Below are 22,451 nucleotides of genomic sequence, written 5' to 3'. Positions count from 1 at the left end.
GCCGCCGGCAAGTTCGCCGCGGCATCTCGTTCCAGCCCCCAGACAAAAACTACACTGTATCGTTTCGTTTGACAAGGGTGCGGGCACACGATCCTTGTGTGGATCGTTGTCCAGTCTGATGCACAAACCGGCCCGAGCGCGGTCGGCGGGTTGATCAGCCTGCTCCGACACGCAATAAGCACCGCCATGAATCCCGACAATGACCTTCCCAATCACTTTGAGTTGCTCGCCACCGACGGGGCGGCGCGCACCGGGCGCCTGACCACCCCGCATGGCGTGGTGCGGACCCCGGCCTTCATGCCGGTCGGCACCGCCGGTGCCATGAAGGGCATGCACTGGCGCGAGGTGCGCGATGCCGGCGCCGACATCGTGCTCGGCAACACCTACCATCTGATGCTGCGTCCAAGCGCCGAGCGGATCGCGGCGCTCGGCGGCCTGCAGACGTTCACAGGCTGGAACGGACCGATGTTGACCGATTCCGGCGGCTTCCAGGTGATGTCGCTGGCGGATTTGCGCAAGGTCAGCGAGCACGCCGTCACGTTCCGCTCGCACATCGACGGCGCCAAGGTCGAGCTGTCGCCGGAGCGGTCGATCGAGGTGCAGCGTTTGCTCGGCTCCGACATCGCCATGCAGATGGATGAATGCGTACGGTTGCCTGCCGAGCGCGCCGACATCGAGCGCGCGATGCAATTGTCGCTGCGCTGGGCGGAGAGAAGCAAGCGCGCCTTCGCGAACGCCCCGGATGGCTACATGCTGTTCGGCATCGTGCAGGGCGGCGACGTGCCCGAGCTGCGCCATGCGAGCGCGCAAGGCCTGGTCGGGATCGGCTTCCATGGCTATGCGATCGGCGGGCTCGCCGTCGGCGAACCGCAGGCGGTCATGCTGGCGATGATCGACGAGACCGCGCCGCTGCTGCCGAAGCAGCGGCCACGCTATCTGATGGGCGTCGGCACGCCCGACGACATCCTCGAGGCGGTGAAGCGCGGCATCGACATGTTCGACTGCGTGATGCCGACCCGCAACGGCCGGCACGGCGTCGCCTTCACGCGCTACGGCCAGGTCAATTTGCGCAACGCGCGCCATGCCGACGATCCACGCCCGCTCGATGAAGAGAGCTCATGGCCGTCGACGCGGAACTGCGCGCGCGCCTATCTGCATCATCTCGTCAAGGCCGGCGAGACGCTGGGCGCGATGCTGCTGTCCGAGATCAATGTCGCGTACTACCAGTCCCTGATGCAGGGCATCAGGGACGCGATCGCGCAAGGAAATTTCGAGGAGTTCTATCAGCGTACGCGCGCGGACTGGGCGAGGGGCGATATCGCCCCGCGATAGCTCAACAGTCCAAACTCAGTTGCACACGAGCCGCCGCTTCACGGCATGCTTGGTCACGAAGCCGTAGCCGCAATTGTCGCAAGTCCAGAGGTAGCTGATGATGTGGTCCGAGACGTAGGCAGATGCTTCAGCGGCGACCATGGAGTCAGCGCAGACGGGACAGGTCGGCAACTCGCTGCAACGCGGATCACGCCTTAGCACTACGGTCGACATCACTTCAGCAACCGCTGACATCGTGGTGACCTCCCTGCTTTGAGACCTAAGTCTAACATAAGCAGAATCAGTTGACGAGGTCGCAACACAAATGCGTTGGTTTTCTGCTAATTAAAGCTCACGCGATTTTGCGATGCAGCGTATTTAACATGTGCTGCATAGCCGCTTGCGTGTCGCCGCAAGCTGTCCGTAACTGCGCAGGGCCGCGACAGACGTGCAGATCGTCGCCACAGGGAGTTCATCATGGACGTATCGTCCAACACGGGTGCAGCGCACCAACCCGGCCGTGGCCGGATCTATGACTCGATCGTCGATGCCTTCGGCAACACGCCCATCGTGCGCTTGCGCCGGCTGCCCGGCATGCACGACGTGAACGCGACCATTTTGGCAAAACTTGAATATTTCAATCCTGCCGCGAGCGTGAAGGACCGCATCGGCGCGGCCATGATCATCGCGATGGAGAAGGCGGGCATCGTCAAGCCGGACACCGTGCTGATCGAGCCGACCTCCGGCAATACCGGCATTGCGCTCGCCTTCGTCGCGGCCTCCCGCGGCTACCGGCTCAAGCTGGTGATGCCGGAATCGATGTCGATCGAGCGACGCAAGATGCTGGCCTTTCTCGGCGCGGAGCTGGTGCTGACGCCGGCGGCGCAGGGCATGAAGGGCGCCATCGCGGCCGCCGAGGAGCTCTTGAAGACGACGCCGAATTCAGTGATGCCGCAGCAGTTCAAGAACCTCGCCAATCCGGAGGTGCACCGCCGCACCACCGCGGAGGAGATCTGGAACGACACCGGCGGCAGCATCGACTTCTTCGTGGCCGGCGTCGGCACCGGCGGCACGATCACCGGCGTCGGCCAGGTACTCAAGCCGCGCAAGCCGGGCTTGCGTGTGGTCGCGGTCGAGCCGGAGGAGAGCCCGGTGCTCTCGGGGGGACAGCATACTCCGCACAAGATCCAAGGCATTGGTGCCGGCTTCGTCCCTGACATCCTCGACCGCTCCGTGATCGATGAGATCGTGAAGATCAACTCGACCACGGCGATCGAGACCTCGCGCGCGCTGGCGCGGCATGAGGGCATTCCGGGCGGCATCTCCTCGGGCGCCGCGATCGCCGCCGCACTCGAGATCGGCAAGCGGCCGGAAGCTTCCGGAAAGACCATCCTGGCGATCGTGCCGTCCTTCTCCGAGCGGTATCTTTCGACGGCTCTGTTTGAGGGAATCTAGGACATGGCGGATCAACCGAGACGGCCGCGCACGCTGGGCGATGCCAGGACCGAGGCCGAGGCGGCGTTCAAGAAGGTGACGGCCAAGGTCGCCACGGCGCCGCCCAAGCAAAACGCCGTGCCCGGCATCAAGGAGCAGGTCACGCTGCGCATCGACCAGGACGTGCTGGAGTTCTTCCAGGAGGGCGGTCCCGGCTGGCAGGATCGCATCAACGAGGCGCTGCGCAAGGTGGCAGGGAAGTAGACTTCGCGGATGGGCTGTAGCTTCTCATCCTGAGGAGCTTGCGAAGCAAGCGTCTCGAAGGATGAAGGCCCCGCTGGTCGAGGCGCGCCTTCATGGTTCGAGACGGCGCTTCGCGCCTCCTCACCATGAGGATCACAAACGAAAAAGCCCGGCGCGAGCCGGGCTTCTGTCGTCTGGGATCCGTCTCGCTCTCAGCGGCGGAACATGCCGCCCATCATGCCGCCGACGACGCCACCGACGAAGGCCGCACCGGCAGCATCGCCGGGATTGCTGCGTGGCTGGGGAGCCGGTGCCGGCGCGCTGCTCTGAGCCGGGGCGGTGGCGGCGCGCCGAGCCGGCTTCTGGCTGCCGTCGTTCGCCGTTGCCGGGGCAGCCACGATTTCCGAGAGCAGGGCCTTGTGCTGGTTCTTGTTGAGATAACCCGACGAGGGATAGCCGCGCGCAGTCTGCCAGCGCTTGAGCACGGACCGCGTTTCGTCGTTGAAGACGCCGGTCTGGTTGGTGTCGAAGCCGAGCGCCGTGAGTCGACGCTGCACGTCGCGACGCTTGTTCTTGTCGAGACCGATTTGGTCCTCGGTCACTTGGGTAGCCTCATCCGTGAAGGTGGCGGGATCGACGCCGGCATTGAGCGTGCGGGTCGCGGTCGAGGGGCCGCTCTTGATCGCCGCTAGCCGCGCCAGCGCCAGCGCCTTGAACTGGCCGTTCGGGTAAGCGGTGAGGTAGGCATTGAGCTCCTCGGCCTTATTGGACTCCTTAACCGAGCGCCAGTATTCGAGCTCGACACCGTCCGAGCTTCCGGTCGCCGCCGGCACAATGCCGGTCGCGGTCGGGGCCGCAGCGGCGACCTGGGTGGTCGGCGCCTGATTGAGATAGACGGAGCCGGTCAGGTTGGTGTGGCCCCAGGGCAGCTGGCCCTTGCGGGTCTCTTCATTGACCTGAGCGCGCACCGACGTCATGGCCTGCTGGATCTCGACGCCGGGCTTGGTGATGTTGTCAATCAACGCCCGCGTGAACGGGCTGTTGTTGCCTTCCTGGCCGTCGAGTGCGGTCTGGCCCGGGCCGGTGGCGAACGCGATCAGCGTGCCTTCGCCGGACTTCATCTCGGCGAGGCCGCTCTGGACGTTGACGCTGCGGGTCGCCGAATTCGACTTGATCTTCGCGGCGAACGGATTGTCCCGGCAGGCGTCGAGGAAGACGAGCTTGACCTTGGCATCGCCCATGGTCTGCTCGAGCGTCAGGTCGATGTTGATGGCGGCGCCCAGCTTGACGTCCATCTCCGACTTGATGTCGGCATCGACGGGCAGCAGGTAATTGGTGCCGCTGACGGCGATGCCGTGGCCGGCATAATAGAACAGCGCGATATCGGAGCCTTGCGCCTTGCGGCCGAAATCAAGCAGCTTCTCGGTCATCTGGTCGCGGCTGAGATTGGAGCCTTCGATCACCTCGAAGCCGACATTGCGCAGCGTGGCCGCCATCGCCTTGGCGTCGATCGGCGGGTTCGGCAATTGCGCGACGTTCTTGTAGGAGCCGTTGCCGACGACGAAGGCGACGCGGCGGTCAGCCTTGGCGGCACTGATCGACAGCGCCATGCACATCAGCGAAGCGAGGAGGGTGAGATAGCGCATTCTGAAATCCCCAGAATCGAATTGCAGGCAGCAACAAATCGGCCACGAACCTACACGAAGTGCCCGACTTCGCGCCACCAAAACGGCAGTCCGTTGCGTTCAACCCGCTGCTGTGTGGCCGAATGTGCACGATGGAGTGTCGCTCCAACGTGATCCAAATCACACGGCCACTTGGTTTTGTCGCGCGAGACGGCGCGAGGTTCACCTGGCCCGGGCGGGAACCGACGAAGCGGGCTTCAAATTGAGTAAATTGCCGAACAGGATCAGCGCGGCGCCGAGCACGGTCCAGGCGTCGAGCCGCTCGGAATACAACAGCCAACCGGCAGTTGCAGTCAGTGGAACCCGCAGGAAGTCCATCGGAACCACGACCGTCGCGTCAGCGTAGCGCATCGCACTGGCCAGGCAATAATGTGAGAACGTGCCGCAGACGGCGATCACGCCGACCCAGCCCCAGACATAGAGCGACGGCCACGTCCAGACCAACAGCGTCGGAATGAAGCCCGCAACCGACTGCACCACCAGCATCCAGAACAGGATCGAGAGCGCACTCTCGGTGCGGGTCAGCGATTTGACCAGCGCCATCGCGACGCCAAATCCCATGGCGGCGCCAAGCGCGATGAGCTGCCCCGGATTGATCTCCCCGGTCGAGGGGCGAACAATGACGATGACGCCGACGAGGCCGAGCACGATGGCGGCGATCTTCCATGGCGTCATCCGCTCGGACAGGAAGCTCGCCGCGAGGACGGCCGTCCAGATCGGCATGGTGAACTCGATTGCCACCACCTGGCCGATCGGGATCAGTGTCAGTGCGAAGAACCAGCCGAGTTGGGCAACATAGTGCACCAAATTGCGGCCGACATGCTGCGGCAGGCGCGATGTCTTGAGTACCTTCCAGCCGCCGGCGCGGTAGATAATCGGTGAGAGCAAGACGAAGCCGGCGAGCGACCTCATTTCCATGATCTGAAAAACATTCAGCTCGCGCGTGGTCTCGCGCCCGGCCACCGCCATGATCAGCATCAGCGACAGCCAGCCGGCCATCCACAGTGCAGCCATCATTTTCGACGGTGTGGTGCTCATCTGCGGCGGATACGGAAAGGGATGGACAGAGGAGGGGCGGCCGGTATCGGCGACATTGCCGCCGTTTGCAACGGCCAAATCTGCGGATGCAGCGATGCTGGGCGGCATGCTAAGGCATCAGCGAACAACGACAAAGATCGGGAGACATTGCCCATGCGCATCTTGCAGCCGGCCGAGTGGAAAAAACCGCGCGGCTTTTCCCACGGCGTCGTGACCGAGGGGCCGGGCCGATGGGTGGTACTCGCCGGCCAAACCGGGGGCGACGAGGCCGGCAGTTACGATCCCGACATGGCAGCCCAGGTCGCGACGGCGCTGAAGCGGATCGTCAAGCTGCTGGGCGAGGCCGGTGCCGGCGCCGAGCACATCGTCCGCCTGACCTGGTACCTGACCAGCCGCGCCGAGTACGAAGCGGCAGGTGCCGGCATTGGCGCGGCCTGGAAGGAAACGCTCGGCCGCAATTTTCCGCCCTCGACGCTGCTCTATATCGGAGGCCTCGTGGACGAGCGTGCCAAGGTCGAGATCGAGGTCACGGCGTTCGTGCCCGGCCCATAAAAAAATCGATCCGGCGCGGGCGCCGGATCGATTGTCGCGTGAGCTAGCGTCTTATTTCGACATCGAGATGTGCGCGCCGCGGAACTGACTGTCCGCGCGCATCGTGACGTTCTGCTTGTTGCCGGACGTCTTGAGAGAGATGTTGGCGTTGAAGCCCGCGGTGGAGGCCACCAGCTCGTAGCTTCCGCCGCTGCCGCGGCCCTGGAGCGAACCGGAGATGTTGCGGCTGGTCTCGGACCAACTGCCTGCAATGGCGCCGCCTTCGGCCTTCACGTTGGCGCCGAGGTTGAATTTGTAGGCATCGCTGGCGCAGGTCAGCGACATCTCCATGGTCGGTCCGATCGGAGCGTATTTGGCCCGGCAGCGGATCCGCTCGGTCGAGCCGTCATCCAGCGTGACCGTGCCACCGCCGCTCCAGCTGCCCGCCAGTGGGGCGAACGGACCCGACTGGGCACTGCTTTCGGTCGCGGCGATCCCAGCCCCAAACAAAACGGCGGCCGCGATCAGCAGCCGCCGGTTCCGGGCGCGAGCCTCAATTGGTTTATTGGCGCGATGCTTCCCACCGCCCGCTGCACGGTATGCCTGCAGATGCTCCATTCCACTTCCCCGATCCGGCGTTGCCGCTGAGTTGACCGTTGGCATATGCACCATTGATCGAAACTTTCACAAGTCCCCCGCTGCCGATGGTGCCGGAAACGTTAGCGCCGGGCGCGGTGATCTTGCCGCCGGCAACCGTCAGCATGGAGCTTGCGGTCGGCTCGCACGAACCGCTCTTGGTCACGATGGTGACTTGCCAATTGCCGTCATAGGGATTCTGGGCGAAGGCGGGGGCGGCGAGGGTGCCAGCGAGAACTGGGGCGGCACAGAACACCGCAATGCGACCAAAACGCATGAATTCGTCCTTGAATGTGTCTGAGTTGTTGACGCTTATTCGGACGAAATGTGACGGAAATTTGTTGCGATGCCAAAGCGAAAATTGTTCCTTTGGGAACAATGGTTTATTTGCGCTTTTGGCTCCAATTTTCGAAGCAGAATCAAGGGCGCCGCACGTTAAGGGTAAACGTCAGGACGACTCGGAAAGAGCTTGCTCCAGGAGACTTCGGCTCAGAGGGCTGGCTCAGAGGATCTTGGCTCAGGAGAGGCTCGGCGCGGAGGTCGCGAACTGCTCGTCCTGGACTTTGGCGGGTAGCGCCTTGTGGACCTTGGCGTAATCGATCACGTCGGCCAGCAGCTTGAGCCCGAGCGGCGCCAGCGCGCGCTCCCAAAGCTCTCGTGCGGTCTCGCCCTTCTTGACGAAGCACCAGTCCTGGGCGGCGATCGCGCCGGCATCCATGCGGTCGGCGAGATGGTAGATCGTGCCGCCAGCGATGGGGTCGCCTTCCTTGATGGTCCATTCCACCGCGGCCTTGCCGCGGTGGCGCGGCAGCAGCGAGGGATGATAGCCGATCCCGCCGAGCCTGGCGGCGGCGAGCGCATCCTTGCCGATCCTGGCATGGCTGTGCGCGGTGATGATCAGATCGGTGTCCGGGGCGATCTCGGAGGCCACCACCAGCTTGGGATTGGCTTGCACCTGCACCTCGATGCCCGCCGCCTTGGCCGCCGCGGCGAGGCGGTCGTCGGCGTCCGCCACCACGACCCGGACGACCGAGACGCTGTGCTCCCGGAGCATGTTCAGGGTGGTCACGCCAAAATGGCGGGAGCCGACGAGGGTAATTCGCATGGGTGTCCGATCCGTCTCGCAACTGCGTCATCCCCCGATAACACGTCCGCATGCCCTGTCACCACCCGCGCAGCGTTTGCGTGGGTTATCAACAATGCGCCGGGCGCCGCTTGCGCGAACGCCGGGATTGCGCCGTCGAGCCGTCCGGCGCCTTCCAAGCGGGCATGACATCGGCTTGGGAGCGAAGGCAATGCGCAGCGTCGGGTTTTTCGCTGTCGCGACACTGCTGGCGGCCACTTCGGCCCAAGCTGGCGGGCCTTACCCGGCGGTCCCGACCGGCGTTGCGCCATCAGGTGGCGCCGATCTCGGACGCCTACCGTTGCCTGGGGCCCTGCGTCGTGGACGAGAGCCTGTAGCGGGTTCCTGTGTTTCGTTCTTAACAGAGATGCCTCGGATTGGCTGACTCGGATTGGCTGATAAGGTTGCGCCAACCGGGGCTGGTGACATTTCAAACCCGCATCCGTTTTCGACCCCGGCTTTTGGCCGCCGGCGGCCTTTCATGCCCACGACTGACGAAATCATCGAACGGTAACACGATCTCAACCAGCTTGGCGTATCGACGAATCCGTCGCGGATTTGTATTGCGTACCGCGACACCGAAATCGTCCGCCGGCGTGGGCGCGCCGCCGGGCCTTTTCGCCGGGACAGATCTCATGCCGAACGCGATCGAGCAGATCGTCGACGCCTATGTGCGTCTGAAGAACCGCCGTGGACTCGACGAGCTGATGATGCACAGGCAGCGGCTCGCGGTCGATCTGAAGAGCCGGTCCGGCTATGATTTCAGCCTGCCGATCGGTCAGATCGACGAGGAGATCGCGATCATCGAGGCGGGGCTCAGCCGGCTCAAGTCGGATAAGTCCACGATCTAGACGTCGGCATCGTGCGCGATGCCTGGCGTTGACGCATTGTCGCAGTCCGAGCCCGGTTCATGCGGGGTTCAGGCCAGCCATGCGTCAATTGCCATGTCGTTTCGTGGGACGCGAATCCTCTTGTCCCGTGTTTTGAAGGAATCGTCATGATCGAACTTGCGCTGGCCGGCCTGCTTGCGCTTGCAACCGTGCCTGCGGCGCCGACAGCGCCCATGGTGGAGCAGGTTCAGTTCAGGGGCGGTCCGGGCGGGCAATGTCCACACGGCTACGATTACAACCACTCGAACGGCCGCTGCTATCCCAACGACCGTCACGCGCCGGGTGTCTACACCGGGGGCCACGGCTCGGGGTATGGGCGCCGTGGTGGCCTGTGCCCGCACGGTTACGACTATAATTACTCGACAGGCGAGTGCTACCCGAATCGTGCGCACGCGCCCGGCGCTTACGGTCGCCCTCAATATTACGCACGACGCGGCGGGCTCTGTCCGGACGGCTATGATTACAATTACTCGCAGGGACAGTGCTACCCGCACGGGGCACGTGCGCCGGGCATGTATGGGCGGTAGTCATCGCCGTGCTGAGGCGGGCGCTCAGTCGCGCCGGCCGCCGTCGATCACCGTGAACAGCGGCCGCGCCGGGGTGGGTTCGACCAGCAGCTCCTCCACCAGTGCGGTTGCGGCATCGACATATTTTCGGGTCGGCTTGTCGAGAGAGCGCTTGGCCTCGTCGTCGAGCGCGACTTTTGCGGCCTCGACCAGCTTGCGCATGCGCGCGGCATGGTCGTCGCCCGCGGTCAATGTCGCGCGCGCCAGCGAGCGCAGCACGAACAGCTCGCCCTCGAGGCGAAGCAGACGGTCGTTGAGCCTGGTCAGGACGGCGTTGAGGTCGGCCATGGCGTTCGAAGCGGAGGATCCATCCTGATCTAGCCGCGATCGGTGAACGGAGTGCAAACGGCGCCGGCGCAATTCGGCGGATCCGGCGTCACCGCAGGCGGCTTACCATTCGACGCCGGCCCAGCGCCGCCCGAACACCGGTGGCCTCGTCTTCACGGCCTGCCAGCCGAAGAAGTGGTGCTTGCCGGACCAGGCATGCACGATGCCGCTGCAGATGCCGCATTTGAAGTTGCCGCTGTGAGCCTCGCTGTGCTCCTCTCTGGTCGCGGTGTAGTTCATGCCGCAACCGGTGCAGGTGAATTCTTCGATCGTCCAGATGCTGTTGGCCATGACCCAGAATGCGTTTCGGTGACTACGAAGAAAGGTAGTCACCAGCATTTGCAGGGGCGTAAACCGGCGCGGGGAAATCCGGTTAACCCGCGTTAGCCAAGCCGGGTTGGGGGCGGGCGATGTGGTATCCGGCAGCCGGTCGTCTTGACGCCAGATACGTTGCTGGCAATAACGGCTGAGCCCGCAAGCGCGGAAGTTGCGTTCATGCCGCAAGGAAAGCTGTGCCCGTGAAAAGCCTCCGTCAGTTGCTGACGGGCGAGGACGTCATCCAGCTCGTGATCCGCCTCGGCCTGCTCGCCCTGCTGATCATCTGGACCTTCCTGATCATCCGCCCATTCGTGCCAATCCTGGCCTGGAGCGGCGTGCTGGCGGTCGCGTTCTATCCGGCATTCAGCTGGGTCGCCAAGATCCTGGGCGGCCGACCCAAAACCGCAGCAATAATCCTGACCCTGATCACGCTGGGTATCGTCATCGGCCCGGCGACCTGGCTCGGCATCAGCGCGGTGGACGGCGTGCGTGAGCTGGCGCACCAGCTCGGCACCGGCGACCTCGTGCTCCAATCGGCTCCGGAGCAGCTTAAGTCCTGGCCGCTGGTCGGCCCCTGGCTCTACGAGCTCTGGGATCAGGCCTACAACAACGTTCGGACGGCGGTGCGCGAGGTGGCGCCGTATCTTCAGCCGCTGGCCGGCCCGCTGCTCTCGCTCGCGGGCGACGCCGGCCTTGGCACGCTCCAGTTTCTCGTCTCCGTGTTCGTGGCCGGCTTCCTGTTTCCGCATGGGCCGCGCCTGGTCGCGGCCGGCCGCAACTTCCTGTTTCGCATCGTGCCGGAGCAAAGCGAGCATTTCCTCTCGCTCGCCGGTGCGACCATCCGCGCCGTGGCGCAGGGCGTCATTGGCGTGGCGATCGTCCAGGCGCTGCTCGCCGGAATCGGCTTCAAGCTCGCCTCGGTGCCGAGCGCGGGCCTTCTTGCCTTCATCGTGCTGCTGCTCTCGATCGTGCAGATCGGTGCTTTCCTGGTGCTGCTGCCAGTGATCATCTGGATCTGGACCGCTAAGGACGTCACCACCGCGCTGCTGCTCACCGTGTTCTTCGTCCTGGTCGGCTTCATCGACACCATGCTGAAGCCGCTGGTCATGGGCCGTGGCCTGACCACCCCGACCATCGTGATCTTCGTCGGCGTGATCGGCGGTACGCTGGCCCACGGCATCGTCGGACTGTTCATCGGACCGATCATCCTGTCGGTGGCCTGGGAAATGATGATGGCCTGGATCAGGACCGAGGACCGGGCGGAGACGGGGAAGGGGTGATCTCGCGCCCGCCAGCGCGGTGTCAGCCGCCCATGCCGGTTAGCTCGTGGCTTGTGATCAAGGCGCGTCGCTAACTTGTCTGTTTGACTAGACAAGTTACCATTGGGTCGATTCTGTTTTCGACAACGGCAGCAATGGCAAAGTCTTCCAAGCTGGTTGCCGCCAGGCGCGGCAAGGTATTGTTGGTCAGACGCCGGTCGGACGGCCTGTGGATGTTTCCGGGCGGCCGCAAGCGTGCGCGCGAGTCGGAGAAGGACTGCCTGCGGCGGGAGATCAAGGAGGAATTGCCCAAGCTGAAGCTCGGCAGGATCAGCCTCTGGAAGGAAGTGAAGGCGAGGAACAAGCGCTCCGGCCGCAAGATGAGCGACGCGATCTTCATCGCCAAGTCCGCCAAGGGCAGGCTGGCGATCGGCGACAAGAAGGAGATCGACCGCGCCGCCTGGCACAAGCCCCGCGGCATCCGCCTGACGGCGACCTCGCGCTACATCCGCGACCGCCTGTTTCCGCGCAAGCGGCGGCGAAGCTGAGCCGCTAGTCCTCCCGCGCCGCCGATCGCGTCCTGCCAGCAAACCTCCTCGATTGCGCCACCTCCGGCTCGGGTGCGGCGAGCTTCGCGGCCTGGAGCTCCCGCATCTCCTTGCGGACCTGGCGCGCACTGCGCATCGCCCGCTTGATGAAAGGATGCTGCGAGTCCTCGGCGAAGAACAGCACGACTTCGCAGCTCGGACATTGCCTGGAATAGCCGTCCTGCAACCGGCCGGCGCGATCGCGAAACACGTTCTTGCACCGCGTGCACTGAACCTGGACCGAACTCATGCGCGGATGACAATCACTTTGAAATGGATCGTCAGCTGATCCGAAATGTCTGAAGAAAGCTTGAATGCCGGCCTGGCCCGATGCCGCCAGATATCGCCGAGCCAACAAGACGTGTGAACCAGTTCACAAGCGCGCGGCGAAACCGCTGCTATGAAGACGTCATTGCTTAACCGATTCATTTCGAACGAAACGCCCCAGCGTGGCTCCAAGCGCTGGGGCTTTTTCGTGCCTCCATTCTCACAGCCAAGAGCAGATCGAAAGGATCGCGCCGCCGCCTCGAACGTTATCGAGGAGGGGTGCGTTCGCAGGGCAAATCCCATATGCATGGCGCCGAGCTGCCGATTCGAGGGGCAAGGCGGCTCGCATTCAGTTTGCGGCGGTTCAAGAGCAGAAACGGGTCCAAGTGAGGCTTTCCACGAAGGCAAGGGTGGCCAAGAAGCCGCCGAAGAAGAGCAAAGGATCGCAGCGCGCCACGATCTCGTCTTCGTCGCCTCTCGGCATGATGGCCCTTCATCTGCTTGGACAATGGAAGCAGTCCGGACGCAGCGGCATCGTGTTTCTCGCCGAGAGCGAGAACAGGGCGGAGCGGCTCGGCAGCGTCATTCACGCGCTCGACCCCGCCTGCGAGGTGCTGGTGTTTCCGCGCTTGAATACCTTGCCGTTCGATCAACTGGAGCCCTCGCACGAGCTCGCGGGGCGCAGAGCCTCCGTGCTGAGGCGCCTTGCGAAGTCCAAGAAGCCGGTGTTTCTGGTATCGACGGCCGAAGCGGTGATGGAGCGGATGCCGCCGCCGGCCAGCCTGTCGCGCCTGAGCCTGAGCTTGAAGGTGGGCGGCACGTTCTCCGAGCAGGAGCTGGAGTCCCGCCTGCAATCCCTCGGTTACGATCTTGACGATGAGCCGGATTATCCGGGCGGGGCGCTGTTCCACGGCCAGACCTTCGAGATATTCCCGGCGGGCGCGCTGGGGCCGTTCCGGATCGAGCATTCGCAGCACACGATCAAACGGATCGTGGCCTTCGACCCGCATGAGCATAGGATCATCTTCGAGACCAGGGAGCTGCTCGTCGATCCCATGTCGGAGCGGCTCGGCCTTGCCGGCAAAGGCGGCAAGCGCGCCAGCCTGTTCGATTATTGCGCGGGCGCCAGATGGATCGCCGATGCCGGCGTGCCGTCGCATGCCGACGGATGGCTCGATACGATCGAGGAGGCCGCGCCCCGCAGCGAGCGGGAGCGCGAATATCTCGGGCGCAGCGATTGGAAGCGGCTCTCCAAGGGCATCAAGGTGCTGCCGCGGACGGCACCGTTCCAGGCCATCCCGGAATTTTCGAAGCTGACATCCTCCCGGAAGGCGTTGCGTGGCTTCGTCGAGGAGACGCGCCGGGCCGGGTCGCGGCTGATCCTCGTTGCCGCGCACGAGGACGATCTGCGCGTGATGGAGCGGATGAGCGGCGTCAAGGCGGAGCGCTGCGAAGACTGGGAGGAGGCCGCGCGCGGGCGGGGCGGCGAGGCAGCGCTGCTCGCCGATCTCGATGCCGGTTTCGTCGTGCCGGCGAAGAAGCCTCTGGCCGTGGTGACGGCGTCCGACGTGCTCGGCAGCCGCGCGCATCATCCGCAGCCGATGGCGCGCGCCTGGAGCGCGGCCTTCGACCATGCCGATGCGCCGGAGCAGGGCACGGTGGTCGTTCATCTCCAGCGCGGCCTTGCCGTGCTCGACGGCCTGCAGACCGTCAACACCGGCGGGGGCGCGATGCGCGAGATGATCCGCCTGAAGTTCGCCGGCGACAATGCGGTGCTGGTGCCGCCGCCCGATCTCGCCTTGATGTGGCCTTACGCCGCCGAGCTCGGCAGGCTTTCGCTCGACAAGGCGGACGGCAGCACGTGGTGGGCGCGCCGCAGCGAGGCCGAGCGCGAGATCCAGATCGCCGGCAAGGCGCTCGCCAAGCACATCAGCCAGCGCCGACGGCGGCGCGGCGAAAAGCTAGTGCCGCCCGGATCGGCCTACGAGAAGTTCGTCGCGCGTTTTCCTTACTTCACGACCATCGACCAGGCCCAGGCGATCCGGGACGTGCTGGATGATCTCGCATCCGGCCATCCGATGGACCGGGTGATCTGCGGCGATGTCGGCTTCGGCAAGACCGAGGTCGCGCTGCGCGCGGCGGCCGCGGTGGTGCTGTCGGGCAAGCAGGTGGCGGTCGCAGTGCCGACGACGGTGCTGGCCCGCCAGCACGTCGCGACGTTCCAGAAGCGATTTGCCCCGTTCGGCATCGAGGTCGGCAACCTCTCGCGCGCGACCTCGGGCGCGGCGCTGCGGGAGACCAGGGAGGGCCTGCGCAGCGGCCGGACCAAGGTCGTGATCGGCACGCAGGCGCTCACCGGCAAGGACGTCAGGTTCGACGATCTCGGCCTCGTCATCGTCGACGAGGAGCAGCATTTTGGCGCGGCGGAGAAGGCCAAGCTCGCGGGGCTCGCCAAGAACGTACACGTGCTGATGATGAGCGCGACGCCGATCCCGCGCACGCTGGCCGCCGGTCTCGCCGGCTTCCGCGATCTCAGCGTGATCGCCTCGCCCCCGGTGCACCGGCTTCCGGTCGCGACCCGGATCGCGCCGCTGTCGGATGCGGCGATCGCCTCGGCGCTGCTGCGCGAGCAGCGCCGCCACGGCCAAAGCTTCCTGATCTGCCCGCGCATCCAGGATCTCGATCCCATGCTGGCGCGGGTGCGGGCCGTGGCGCCTGATCTTCGCATCGTCGGCCTGCATGGCAGGCTGGCGGCCGACGAGATCGACGACCGCATGATGAGCTTCGTCGAAGGCCATGCCGACGTCCTGCTCGCGACCAACATCGTGGAGAGCGGTCTCGACATCCCCCGCGCCAACACCATCGTGGTGTGCTGGCCGGAAAAATTCGGCCTTGCGCAGCTGCACCAGCTGCGCGGACGCGTCGGCCGCGGCGGCATCCGCGCCTTCGCGCATCTCTTGACCGAGACGGAGTCCGGACAATCCGAGAAGCGCCTCGCCGTGCTCGAGGAGTTCAGCCGGCCGGGCGCGGGCTTTGCCATCAGCGAGCGCGACCTGGATCTGCGAGGCGCGGGCGATTTGTTCTCGGAGCAGCAATCCGGCCACGTCCAGGTGTTCGGGCCCGTGCTCTACAGCCACCTGCTGAAGATGGCCTCGGAGAAGAGCGACGAGCAGCTGTGGGTGCCCGACCTCAACCTGCCGGTCGGGGACATGCTGCCCGAGAGCTATGTGCAGTCCGAGCCGGTGCGGCTCGAGCTCTATGCCCGCGCCGCACGATGCAACGACGAGGACGATCTCGACGACCTCGAGGAGGAAACCTCCCGCCGCTTCGGACCCTTGCCAAAGCTCGCGCGCGACTTCTTCGCCGCGGCCAAGCTCAGGATCGAATGCAAGCGACGCGGCATCATCCGCCTCGACGTCGGGCCTGAAGCTGCGGCCGCGACGTTCCTGCCCGGACGCCTGCGCAAGTCGCGAGGCAAGTCACTGCAACGCGACGGCGACCGCGTCGTCTATCACAGCCCGATGCGCGATGCGCCGTTCGAGCGGGTGGAGGAGCTGTTCGAGCTGCTGGACGAGGGGTAGGGGCTTGCGCGTTCGTCAGCGCTCGCAACTGCGAATTCGTAGCGGAAACCCTGCTCCACCATTATAGTTAATTTGGGCGTGGCGAAGGAGATCGTCCGATGTCACATGCCATTCGTCCAGTGATTGCCACGATTGTCGCAGGCTCATGTCTGTTGGCCCTGGTGCAAGCGGGCGGCGCAAATGCCGGCTCCGCCGGAGCGGGCATGGGAACGGGGCAGGGTAGCGCTGGCGGCTCGGCGCCTTCTGGAATGGGGACGAGTGCGGGCAATGCAGGTCCCTCAGCACCCCCAGGGATGGGGACGAAGGACATCGCGCCCGGCGGAGATCTGGGCACCAACAGCGAAGCGACCAATTCGAACGTCCAGCCCGCCACGCCTGCGAGGTCGCGGGCGGCAGCTCAGGCCGCGAGAAATGCCGGGGCTGGTCGCGCTCAAAATGGCCTGCCGATCGGCGCAATTGGCAGCGGCACGAGCAATGAAGATCAAAAGGCCGCTGGTTCGGCGTTCTCCCAAAGCAGATTCCGACCGGCAACACAGGCTCAAGGAAACGCCGGTGTTGGTTCAAATAGTCTGTCAGGGAGAGGCTCGAGCCTTTCGGACCAGATCAGTCGGCCGCGAGCCGCACGAGCTGGAGACAAGGTGCTGGATGCCAAGGCCCGGGTCGAGCGACGAACGACTGTGTCGCCCAAACGCGTTACGAGCCCTATAGGACCAGGTTTGTAATCTGCGAGCGACGGGAGAACAGGTCGACTCGGTGCATCGCGCTCTCCAAAGCACATGTGGCGCTCGCGGTTTGAGCGGACGCACGAGCTGTTCGAGCTGCTGGACGAGGGGTAAATCGGAAAGTGCGAAAACAACCCCATGCACAGTAGCTATGTGCTTGTGCGATAAGGCGTTCTGCATTCGGCGCGTCCATCGCGGCCGAGGTGGCCCAAGCAAGCGTGGTCCACGACCCGGATCAGGCCTATCGTGCCGAGTCCGTGCCGGAGGCGCCGTCACTTGGCCGTTGATTTGTCGGGCAAAACAGTGGCATTATGCCAACTTCGGAAAATCCGTTGCTGGCATGGCTGTTGCCGGATGCGCGGCGAGGAGCTTGCGCCGGATCCGTAATCGGCCGGGGGCGCCGGCCCGTCCGCCGGCCGCGCCGCTAACGCGGAATTAATCCAGAAAGCCGACAATTTTAGGCAGTTGTGTATGGGTGCTGCGTAAGCGGATCGTCGCGAGGGCGTTCCAGGGGGCGGCTTCCTGTTGCTCGCTCCATGGGGGTCAGTGCAAATGACCACGTCCTTCGAAACGCCAAGCTTCGCCGAAGAGCTCGACGCCGTCGCCCTTGCAGACGCTGCAGGCGCGCAGGAACCCGCAGGCCCGGAAGCTGAAACGCCGCCAATCACGCCCCGCCGCAAGACGATCCTGCCGCTGGCGGTGTGTGCCCTCGCCATCAACGGCGCGGCGGCCATCTATACGTCGCCCTCCGGCATGCCGTCATTGAATGTTGCCAGCCTCGCCGAACTGCTGCCGCGGCAGGAGGCACCGGCACCGAAACCGGATCCGGTCGTCACCGCCCTGAAGGAGATCCAGTCGGCCCAGCAGCAGCACACCGCTTCGCTGCATGAGAACAACCAGACGCTGCAGCAGAATGCAGCCTTGCTGCAGCAGGATTCACTCTTGCTGCTGTCGCTGCGGCAGAGCATCACGGACGAGCGGGTCGACGTGAAGAAGATCTCCTCGCAGCTGTCCACGCTGATCGCCAAGGTCGACTCGCTGCAGAACGTGATGATGTCGGACGTGACATCGTCCGTTCGCAGAGCGAATGCGCGCTACGGACTGTCCGCCGCGATGCGCAAGCGGCTGGTGCGTGAGCCCAAGCCCCTGGGGCCTCTAGGGCCGGTGTCGATCGGAGGGGCTCCGCTGACCGCGCCGGCTGCGGTGGCGGCGCCGGAGAGCTGAGGACGCGTTCTGGCTAGGCCGCTTCCTCCTCGAACGAGGTGTAGACCCGGCCTGTGGGATCAACGACCTGAACGTCCCAGCATCCGTCCTCGACCAGTTCCCTGGCCTTTTTGAGGGCCGCGGCGAGTGACGCCCGCTTGAGGCTGACGACGCCCGCCGTGTCGAAACCGTTGATTTCAAACATGCCGTTCCTCCGGTTTTGGGGAATCCTACACGTTTCCGGCGCGATGTCAGCGGATTTGTCAAAGTTTCAGTTGCTGGGCCTTGGCCTCCAACCGTATTCCTGATGGGAAATCGTGGCGGTGATGTCGGCCTCTTTGTCTGCCGAGAGGCGCCAGGCCGCCACTCCGAAGCACAACGTCAGGACCAGGGCCGTCGCAAGCAGAAGCATCGAGACGAAATGGCTCACGCGCGTCACCAGCGGTTGGAAGCTCCGAGAGAGCGAACACGGGTTGCCGATTCGGAAAATACAGACGGGCTGACCTAAAGCCCTGGTTTCCACATCAAGTCACACAGGACCAAAGGCGCTCACGATCCCGATCGTGATCGGGACCAGCGCGACGATCGTCCATAAGGCGGGCGAGCTGGAAGACAGACCGGCGAAAAAGATCAAAAGACCGAAGCCCACAAGGGCCGCCGAGATGGCATAGGCGAGTGCTTTTTCCATCGTTCGATCCACGAGGAAACGGGATGGATTGCGCCTGTAGGACTCAGTGCCGATCGAAACGTTCCCATGCTGATCTGGATTGGCGGTGCATCAGCATCTCCGCAGCTCCGCTCAGCATGTCGACCACCACTGCGGCTTCGAAGCCTGGAGCCACAAAATCACTGGGCCATGTCTGCGCGGATCGGGCACCGGATCCGCGGCGTGCTTCTAAGGCCGAGACGGGTCGGTCCCGGCCTTCCGCTCAACCATCGCCATTTCCACTTGGTCAGCAAGGACCGTGAGGTGGCTTGCGAGCCTGTCGAACACTTCGCGCTTGGCTGGATCGGTAGCCAAGTCGCGGATCAGGGCGCGTTCGGCCGCATCTTTGCAAGTTTCTCGATCTACGCCAGATAGTCCTTCATTGGCAATTGGCTTCGTTCTGCGCAAACAAAACGTACAAGCAATGTGCGAAAGCGAGCAGAAGCGATTGCCGATTTTTCCTAGTCTTCGGTGGCTTTGGCCTTCCCCAAAGGTCCAAGCACCTCCAGCGGCCCCGGCCTCACACCCCAAAAGCCCCCCACGGTCGGGGCCGTCATTGGCGCTAGGCGCGATTTGCGATCGTGGCCGTGGCGCCTGCCTCTGAGCGTTCGCGGATGGAGGAGCCGAGTCGCATCGCACGAACTGCGACAACGGCGCAGCACTCTTCAAAGGAACTGACTCCATGCCTCTGCATTCCTCGATTGCATGATTTTCCCACTTTTCGGTCGGCTCGTTGACGGAGGGGGTACATGGGCACTTTCGATCACACCGCTGTTCTGAAGCAGCGTTTCGATGAGCTTGCTTCTGGGCTTTCCGCATTGGAAGATCTGCGCTCGCGCGTAGTCGCAGCCGAGCAAATGCAAGAGAGGCATAGTCACGCGGGCAAGCCGCCCCCGACAATTCGCAAGGGTGGCAACCCTAAATCGCGATCAGCAGAAACCGATCGGCCAAAGAGGCGCTAGGCGCGGCCCTCGGTTCACGCTTCAGAACAAGGGCCGCCGCTCTGGAACAGCGGCCCTACCGGGTTACGATAGATCCGAGATGAAACTTGCCAGCCCCGGTAACGACATGTTCGTCCTGGAGGGACGTTCCTGCATCAACAAACGTGAATCCAAAGGAACGGCCCCGGGCGTCCCGGGGCTGGCTGCGGACACACCGAGGCCGCCCGACGCACCACTCAGCGTGGCACGCCGGGTGATATCGTCTGCTCAAACATTCGAGCTGGGTGTCTCAAAAGATACCGTCCAGCATTAAATTTTCGAGGTCTAGGCCAGAACCAGCCCCGACGGCAACGCGAACGGCGGCCGGTGAACACGTTCGAATGCGGCGCCCGAGAAAGGAGGCCGCAACCATTGGGGCCTACCGGTTCACGCTGGCGGACCACCATCGTTCGCCGCACGCGACCTCTCCGCGCGTGAGGGCATCAGCAGAAGTAGCAATTGTTCAGCTCGCTCCTTGGTCAGATTGGCCGCCATATCGGTCCCGATCAGTGCTGGGCCCCTGCGTTCTCGATCGTAGACCATCCAACCCTTGCCGCCCATGCGAATGAAAAATCGGCTTTGCGACGGAACCTCGTCAGTCAATGAAGCATGCTCCCGATTTGCCCAGCACCTCTCAGGAAGCGGCATTCTTCTTTGTAGCTTCATTCGCATATGTGAATCGTTTCGGGAAAAAGTAGCAATTGGTCGAGTTTTCGTTCACAGCTGAGTGCACTGTCACCGTAGATTGTCAGATCCGGCGGGCGGGTTGCTTGGAACGCCTCGCTTGACTTCACGACCCTGGTCACGCGCCAGCGGTTGTTGAGTTCGTGGGGAAGCCAATGATGTGCGCATCAACCGGCGAAGCTCCGGCCTTCCTGCGTCAGCTCGAAGCTCTCGCCATTTGCGCAGAGCAAACCCGCCTCGACCATTTGCTTGGCAAATGACAGGCTGCACACCGGCTGCGAGCCGCCCGGATGATACAGCCGCGTGCCCCGCGCGATCAGGTGCCCATACAGCAGAGCGAGCCGCAGCGGCCTGACCATCCCGGGCGAGACATTTGGCATTCCTGCCAAAGCGTGCGGAAGGCCCTTCGTTCCTGCGTGGAGTCGGACGACTGACAATTGTCAGTCTGCGGAGCATTGACCGCGGCTGGCTGCAGCTAATCGCCCGCGAGCGACTGCATCGCTTCCAAGAGGCGTTCAAGCCCGAACGGCTTCTGGAGCATGATGCTGCCGGACACCGGACGCGGAGCGGCGTGCGTGTAGCCGGTGGCGTAGATCACAGGCATGCGCGGATTGGATTGCCTGCACTGGATGGCGACATCCCAGCCCGTCAGCGAGCCCGCCAACCTGATGTCGGTGAACAAGAGATCGGGTGTGGCTTCGGCACAGAGCTCGAGCGCGCGCTCGCCGCTATCAGCTTCCATCACCTCGTGCCCGTGAGTCTCCAGGATGTCGACCACCACGTCCCGGATCAGGTCTTCGTCTTCGGCTACAAGAACCCGCAAGTCTCCCTCCAGTCGCGCTCTTCGTCCACGACATGAGGACCCATGCGCAGAAAACATAGTGCCGGCTGGTCGGCGCCGCCTCCGCCAACTCGGCCGACGAGCCAGCGAGACTCAAGCTGGAACGGGTGACCTTTGTTCCTGCCCACCTGCTGAGCCGGACGGCATTTCGATTTTTGCTACTTGATTTTATTGGTGAGCGCGCTGGGCTCGAACCCAGGGCCGGGAGCCTGGATCGGGCAATGAACCAAGAGCATGCGAGGCGACTATTTCACCGACATGGAGCAGGACGACAGCGACGCTGAGGACGATGATCCGGAGGAGGCGAAGCAGCAGGCTCCGGAAATGTGCCCGTGCGCTTGATTCTGCTCATGCCATAGCGGTTGTCTCACGAGTCTCGAAATCGAACGCTGCCGGGCTCGAAATACATGTCCCGGCAGCGTGTCATTCTCAAACTGAGCGCTGAAATCCCAGTTGGCTTCGACTGTGCAACGGACATGCCACAGGCTTGTGACAGGAGCCCGCCGGTTCGCGCTGGCGGGCCTTTGATAGCTTAATAGTAATGGCGCCTTGGGCGGTGATAATAGTCGCCATAACCGTAATATCCCTGCCGGCCCTGCTGAAACTGTGGCGGCACCGTGCCGTTGGGGTAGCACCGACCGTCTCGAATATCGACGTCGGCGCCGTGGCCGCATCGGACGGGATGTCTACCGTAGCCTCCACCGTAACCTCCGCCGCCGCGATGATAGTACTGCCGCGCAGCCTGTTCTTGAGGAGGGAGGGCTCCGTTCGGATAACACATGCCGTCTCGGGCGCTCAGGTCCCAACCGTGGCCGCATGGAGGCGGGTGTCTTGGCACACCATACTGGACCTGCTGGATGGGTGGCTGAACCAGCCCCGGCACGGGCGGGCCCATAAGTAATGCTGCGGCGAGCACGGAAACGATCATCTGAGAATCTCCATGGGGCGCAGCGTGCCTCAGCACGTATGAACCCGCTGTGAATGGCACGGCTCACGTTGGCGGCTTCTTCGCAAAGCCTAGGGTTAGCACCATAACCACTGCCAAGAGAACCCAGCCGACAACATCGATGGCGGTCATGGCTGCACCCGGCGAGTGTGCACACTGTGTGCAGGCCCCAAAAATCCCCTCAACTCGAAGGGCTGAATTTTGGCTCTAGGTGCTTGATTTAGCTTGGTGAGCGCGCTGGGGCTCGAACCCAGGACCCCGTGATTAAAAGTCACGTGCTCTACCGGCTGAGCTACGCGCTCCCATGGCCGCTGATGGCTCGAAGAGATCGCCATCGTGTTCGGACATTCGAGAGGCATGTCTTGCCGCTTCGCCTAGAGATCGCGTCGCGGGGAAAACCGGCTGTTTCCGGATCATGCCTTCGGCCCGCGCTGTGTAGGGGGAGTGGCTGCGGAGGTCAATAGTGCGGGTGGTTGCCGAAGATCGCGGCAGGAGCGGGGATTTGCCTGGGCTATCCGTCGCTTAGGCCAAAATTCTCATCTCGATTGGCGGCCGGTCATCCACGCCGGAGAC

Annotated in this window: 23 protein-coding genes and 1 tRNA gene; 9 read left to right on the top strand and 15 right to left on the bottom strand. The window is 63.9% G+C overall.

What is annotated here, in order from left to right:
- Positions 1-186: 186 nt before the first annotated feature.
- A complete protein-coding gene (gene tgt / locus I6F37_RS00220; protein WP_036012616.1) occupies positions 187-1,332 on the top strand; it encodes a tRNA guanosine(34) transglycosylase Tgt in 1,146 nt (381 codons plus the stop codon).
- Positions 1,333-1,347: 15 nt separating this feature from the next.
- On the opposite strand, the gene I6F37_RS00215 is transcribed toward tgt, so the two are convergent.
- On the bottom strand, positions 1,348-1,566 hold the full coding sequence (locus tag I6F37_RS00215) for a hypothetical protein (RefSeq protein WP_036012613.1): 219 nt from the start codon (positions 1,564-1,566) through the stop codon (positions 1,348-1,350).
- 222 nt (positions 1,567-1,788) lie between these two features.
- On the opposite strand from I6F37_RS00215, the gene cysK reads away from it, so the two are divergent.
- Positions 1,789-2,766: a cysteine synthase A gene (gene cysK, locus I6F37_RS00210; protein ID WP_036012610.1), complete on the top strand. Its 978-nt coding sequence runs from the start codon at positions 1,789-1,791 to the stop codon at positions 2,764-2,766.
- A gap of 3 nt (positions 2,767-2,769) precedes the next feature.
- Positions 2,770-3,009: a BrnA antitoxin family protein gene (locus tag I6F37_RS00205; protein ID WP_036012607.1), complete on the top strand. Its 240-nt coding sequence runs from the start codon at positions 2,770-2,772 to the stop codon at positions 3,007-3,009.
- Positions 3,010-3,200: 191 nt separating this feature from the next.
- On the opposite strand, the gene I6F37_RS00200 is transcribed toward I6F37_RS00205, so the two are convergent.
- Positions 3,201-4,634: a caspase family protein gene (locus I6F37_RS00200; RefSeq protein WP_225149981.1), complete on the bottom strand. Its 1,434-nt coding sequence runs from the start codon at positions 4,632-4,634 to the stop codon at positions 3,201-3,203.
- Positions 4,635-4,835: 201 nt separating this feature from the next.
- Entirely contained in the window at positions 4,836-5,711 is an 876-nt protein-coding gene (locus I6F37_RS00195) for a DMT family transporter (RefSeq protein WP_036012600.1), read from the bottom strand.
- Between the two features lie 153 nt (positions 5,712-5,864).
- Between I6F37_RS00195 and I6F37_RS00190 the strand changes: the two genes are divergently transcribed.
- Positions 5,865-6,263 (top strand): RidA family protein, encoded by a 399-nt coding sequence (locus tag I6F37_RS00190; RefSeq protein WP_036012586.1) that lies wholly within the window; start codon positions 5,865-5,867, stop codon positions 6,261-6,263.
- Between the two features lie 51 nt (positions 6,264-6,314).
- On the opposite strand, the gene I6F37_RS00185 is transcribed toward I6F37_RS00190, so the two are convergent.
- From I6F37_RS00185 to I6F37_RS00175, 3 genes are all read right to left on the bottom strand, one after another.
- Entirely contained in the window at positions 6,315-6,860 is a 546-nt protein-coding gene (locus tag I6F37_RS00185) for a hypothetical protein (protein WP_036012583.1), read from the bottom strand.
- The gene (locus I6F37_RS00180) at positions 6,805-7,155 is read right to left on the bottom strand and encodes a hypothetical protein (RefSeq protein WP_036012597.1); all 351 of its coding nucleotides are present in this window, start codon (positions 7,153-7,155) and stop codon (positions 6,805-6,807) included. Before I6F37_RS00180 ends, I6F37_RS00185 begins: the two co-directional genes overlap by 56 nt.
- A 240-nt stretch (positions 7,156-7,395) precedes the next feature.
- Entirely contained in the window at positions 7,396-7,983 is a 588-nt protein-coding gene (locus I6F37_RS00175) for a formyltransferase family protein (protein ID WP_036012580.1), read from the bottom strand.
- Between the two features lie 653 nt (positions 7,984-8,636).
- Between I6F37_RS00175 and I6F37_RS00170 the strand changes: the two genes are divergently transcribed.
- Positions 8,637-8,852, top strand: coding sequence for a hypothetical protein (locus I6F37_RS00170; RefSeq protein WP_036012594.1), 216 nt, complete (start codon positions 8,637-8,639; stop codon positions 8,850-8,852).
- 590 nt (positions 8,853-9,442) lie between these two features.
- Here I6F37_RS00170 and I6F37_RS00165 read toward each other — a convergent pair.
- Positions 9,443-9,745 carry a hypothetical protein gene (locus I6F37_RS00165; RefSeq protein WP_036012577.1) on the bottom strand — a complete coding sequence of 101 codons (303 nt, stop codon included), beginning with the start codon at positions 9,743-9,745 and terminating at the stop codon, positions 9,443-9,445.
- Positions 9,746-9,847: 102 nt separating this feature from the next.
- The gene (locus tag I6F37_RS00160) at positions 9,848-10,075 is read right to left on the bottom strand and encodes a hypothetical protein (RefSeq protein WP_036012574.1); all 228 of its coding nucleotides are present in this window, start codon (positions 10,073-10,075) and stop codon (positions 9,848-9,850) included.
- 221 nt (positions 10,076-10,296) lie between these two features.
- On the opposite strand from I6F37_RS00160, the gene I6F37_RS00155 reads away from it, so the two are divergent.
- Positions 10,297-11,382, top strand: a complete 1,086-nt coding sequence (locus tag I6F37_RS00155; RefSeq protein ID WP_036012571.1) for an AI-2E family transporter — start codon at positions 10,297-10,299, stop codon at positions 11,380-11,382.
- Between the two features lie 134 nt (positions 11,383-11,516).
- Positions 11,517-11,909: an NUDIX hydrolase gene (locus I6F37_RS00150; protein ID WP_157286040.1), complete on the top strand. Its 393-nt coding sequence runs from the start codon at positions 11,517-11,519 to the stop codon at positions 11,907-11,909.
- A gap of 4 nt (positions 11,910-11,913) precedes the next feature.
- Here the strand turns inward: I6F37_RS00150 and I6F37_RS00145 are convergent, their stop codons facing one another.
- Positions 11,914-12,198 carry a hypothetical protein gene (locus I6F37_RS00145; RefSeq protein WP_036012567.1) on the bottom strand — a complete coding sequence of 95 codons (285 nt, stop codon included), beginning with the start codon at positions 12,196-12,198 and terminating at the stop codon, positions 11,914-11,916.
- A gap of 499 nt (positions 12,199-12,697) precedes the next feature.
- Here I6F37_RS00145 and I6F37_RS00140 point away from each other — a divergent pair, with 499 nt between their 5' ends.
- Entirely contained in the window at positions 12,698-15,796 is a 3,099-nt protein-coding gene (locus I6F37_RS00140) for a DEAD/DEAH box helicase (protein WP_036012590.1), read from the top strand.
- Between the two features lie 1,274 nt (positions 15,797-17,070).
- Complete coding sequence (locus I6F37_RS00135) at positions 17,071-17,742, top strand: hypothetical protein (protein ID WP_036012564.1); 672 nt, start codon at positions 17,071-17,073, stop codon at positions 17,740-17,742.
- Positions 17,743-17,755: 13 nt separating this feature from the next.
- Here I6F37_RS00135 and I6F37_RS00130 read toward each other — a convergent pair whose 3' ends face one another.
- The 6 genes from I6F37_RS00130 to I6F37_RS00105 form a co-directional block, all read right to left on the bottom strand.
- Positions 17,756-17,926 (bottom strand): hypothetical protein, encoded by a 171-nt coding sequence (locus I6F37_RS00130; protein ID WP_193374992.1) that lies wholly within the window; start codon positions 17,924-17,926, stop codon positions 17,756-17,758.
- A 66-nt stretch (positions 17,927-17,992) separates the two neighbouring features.
- Positions 17,993-18,151: a hypothetical protein gene (locus I6F37_RS00125; RefSeq protein ID WP_225149979.1), complete on the bottom strand. Its 159-nt coding sequence runs from the start codon at positions 18,149-18,151 to the stop codon at positions 17,993-17,995.
- 99 nt (positions 18,152-18,250) lie between these two features.
- Entirely contained in the window at positions 18,251-18,409 is a 159-nt protein-coding gene (locus tag I6F37_RS00120) for a hypothetical protein (protein WP_164936882.1), read from the bottom strand.
- Between the two features lie 1,849 nt (positions 18,410-20,258).
- Positions 20,259-20,450 carry a hypothetical protein gene (locus I6F37_RS00115; protein ID WP_225112455.1) on the bottom strand — a complete coding sequence of 64 codons (192 nt, stop codon included), beginning with the start codon at positions 20,448-20,450 and terminating at the stop codon, positions 20,259-20,261.
- A 116-nt stretch (positions 20,451-20,566) separates the two neighbouring features.
- A complete protein-coding gene (locus tag I6F37_RS00110; protein WP_036012559.1) occupies positions 20,567-20,914 on the bottom strand; it encodes a response regulator in 348 nt (115 codons plus the stop codon).
- A 1,190-nt stretch (positions 20,915-22,104) separates the two neighbouring features.
- Positions 22,105-22,180: transfer RNA gene (locus I6F37_RS00105), tRNA-Lys, on the bottom strand.
- Positions 22,181-22,451 lie beyond the last annotated feature (271 nt).

The sequence above is a fragment of the Bradyrhizobium sp. NBAIM08 genome, assembly GCF_020193935.1.
GTDB classification, from domain to species: Bacteria; Pseudomonadota; Alphaproteobacteria; order Rhizobiales; family Xanthobacteraceae; genus Bradyrhizobium; species Bradyrhizobium yuanmingense.
This window is presented reverse-complemented; position numbering and strand designations above follow the sequence as displayed.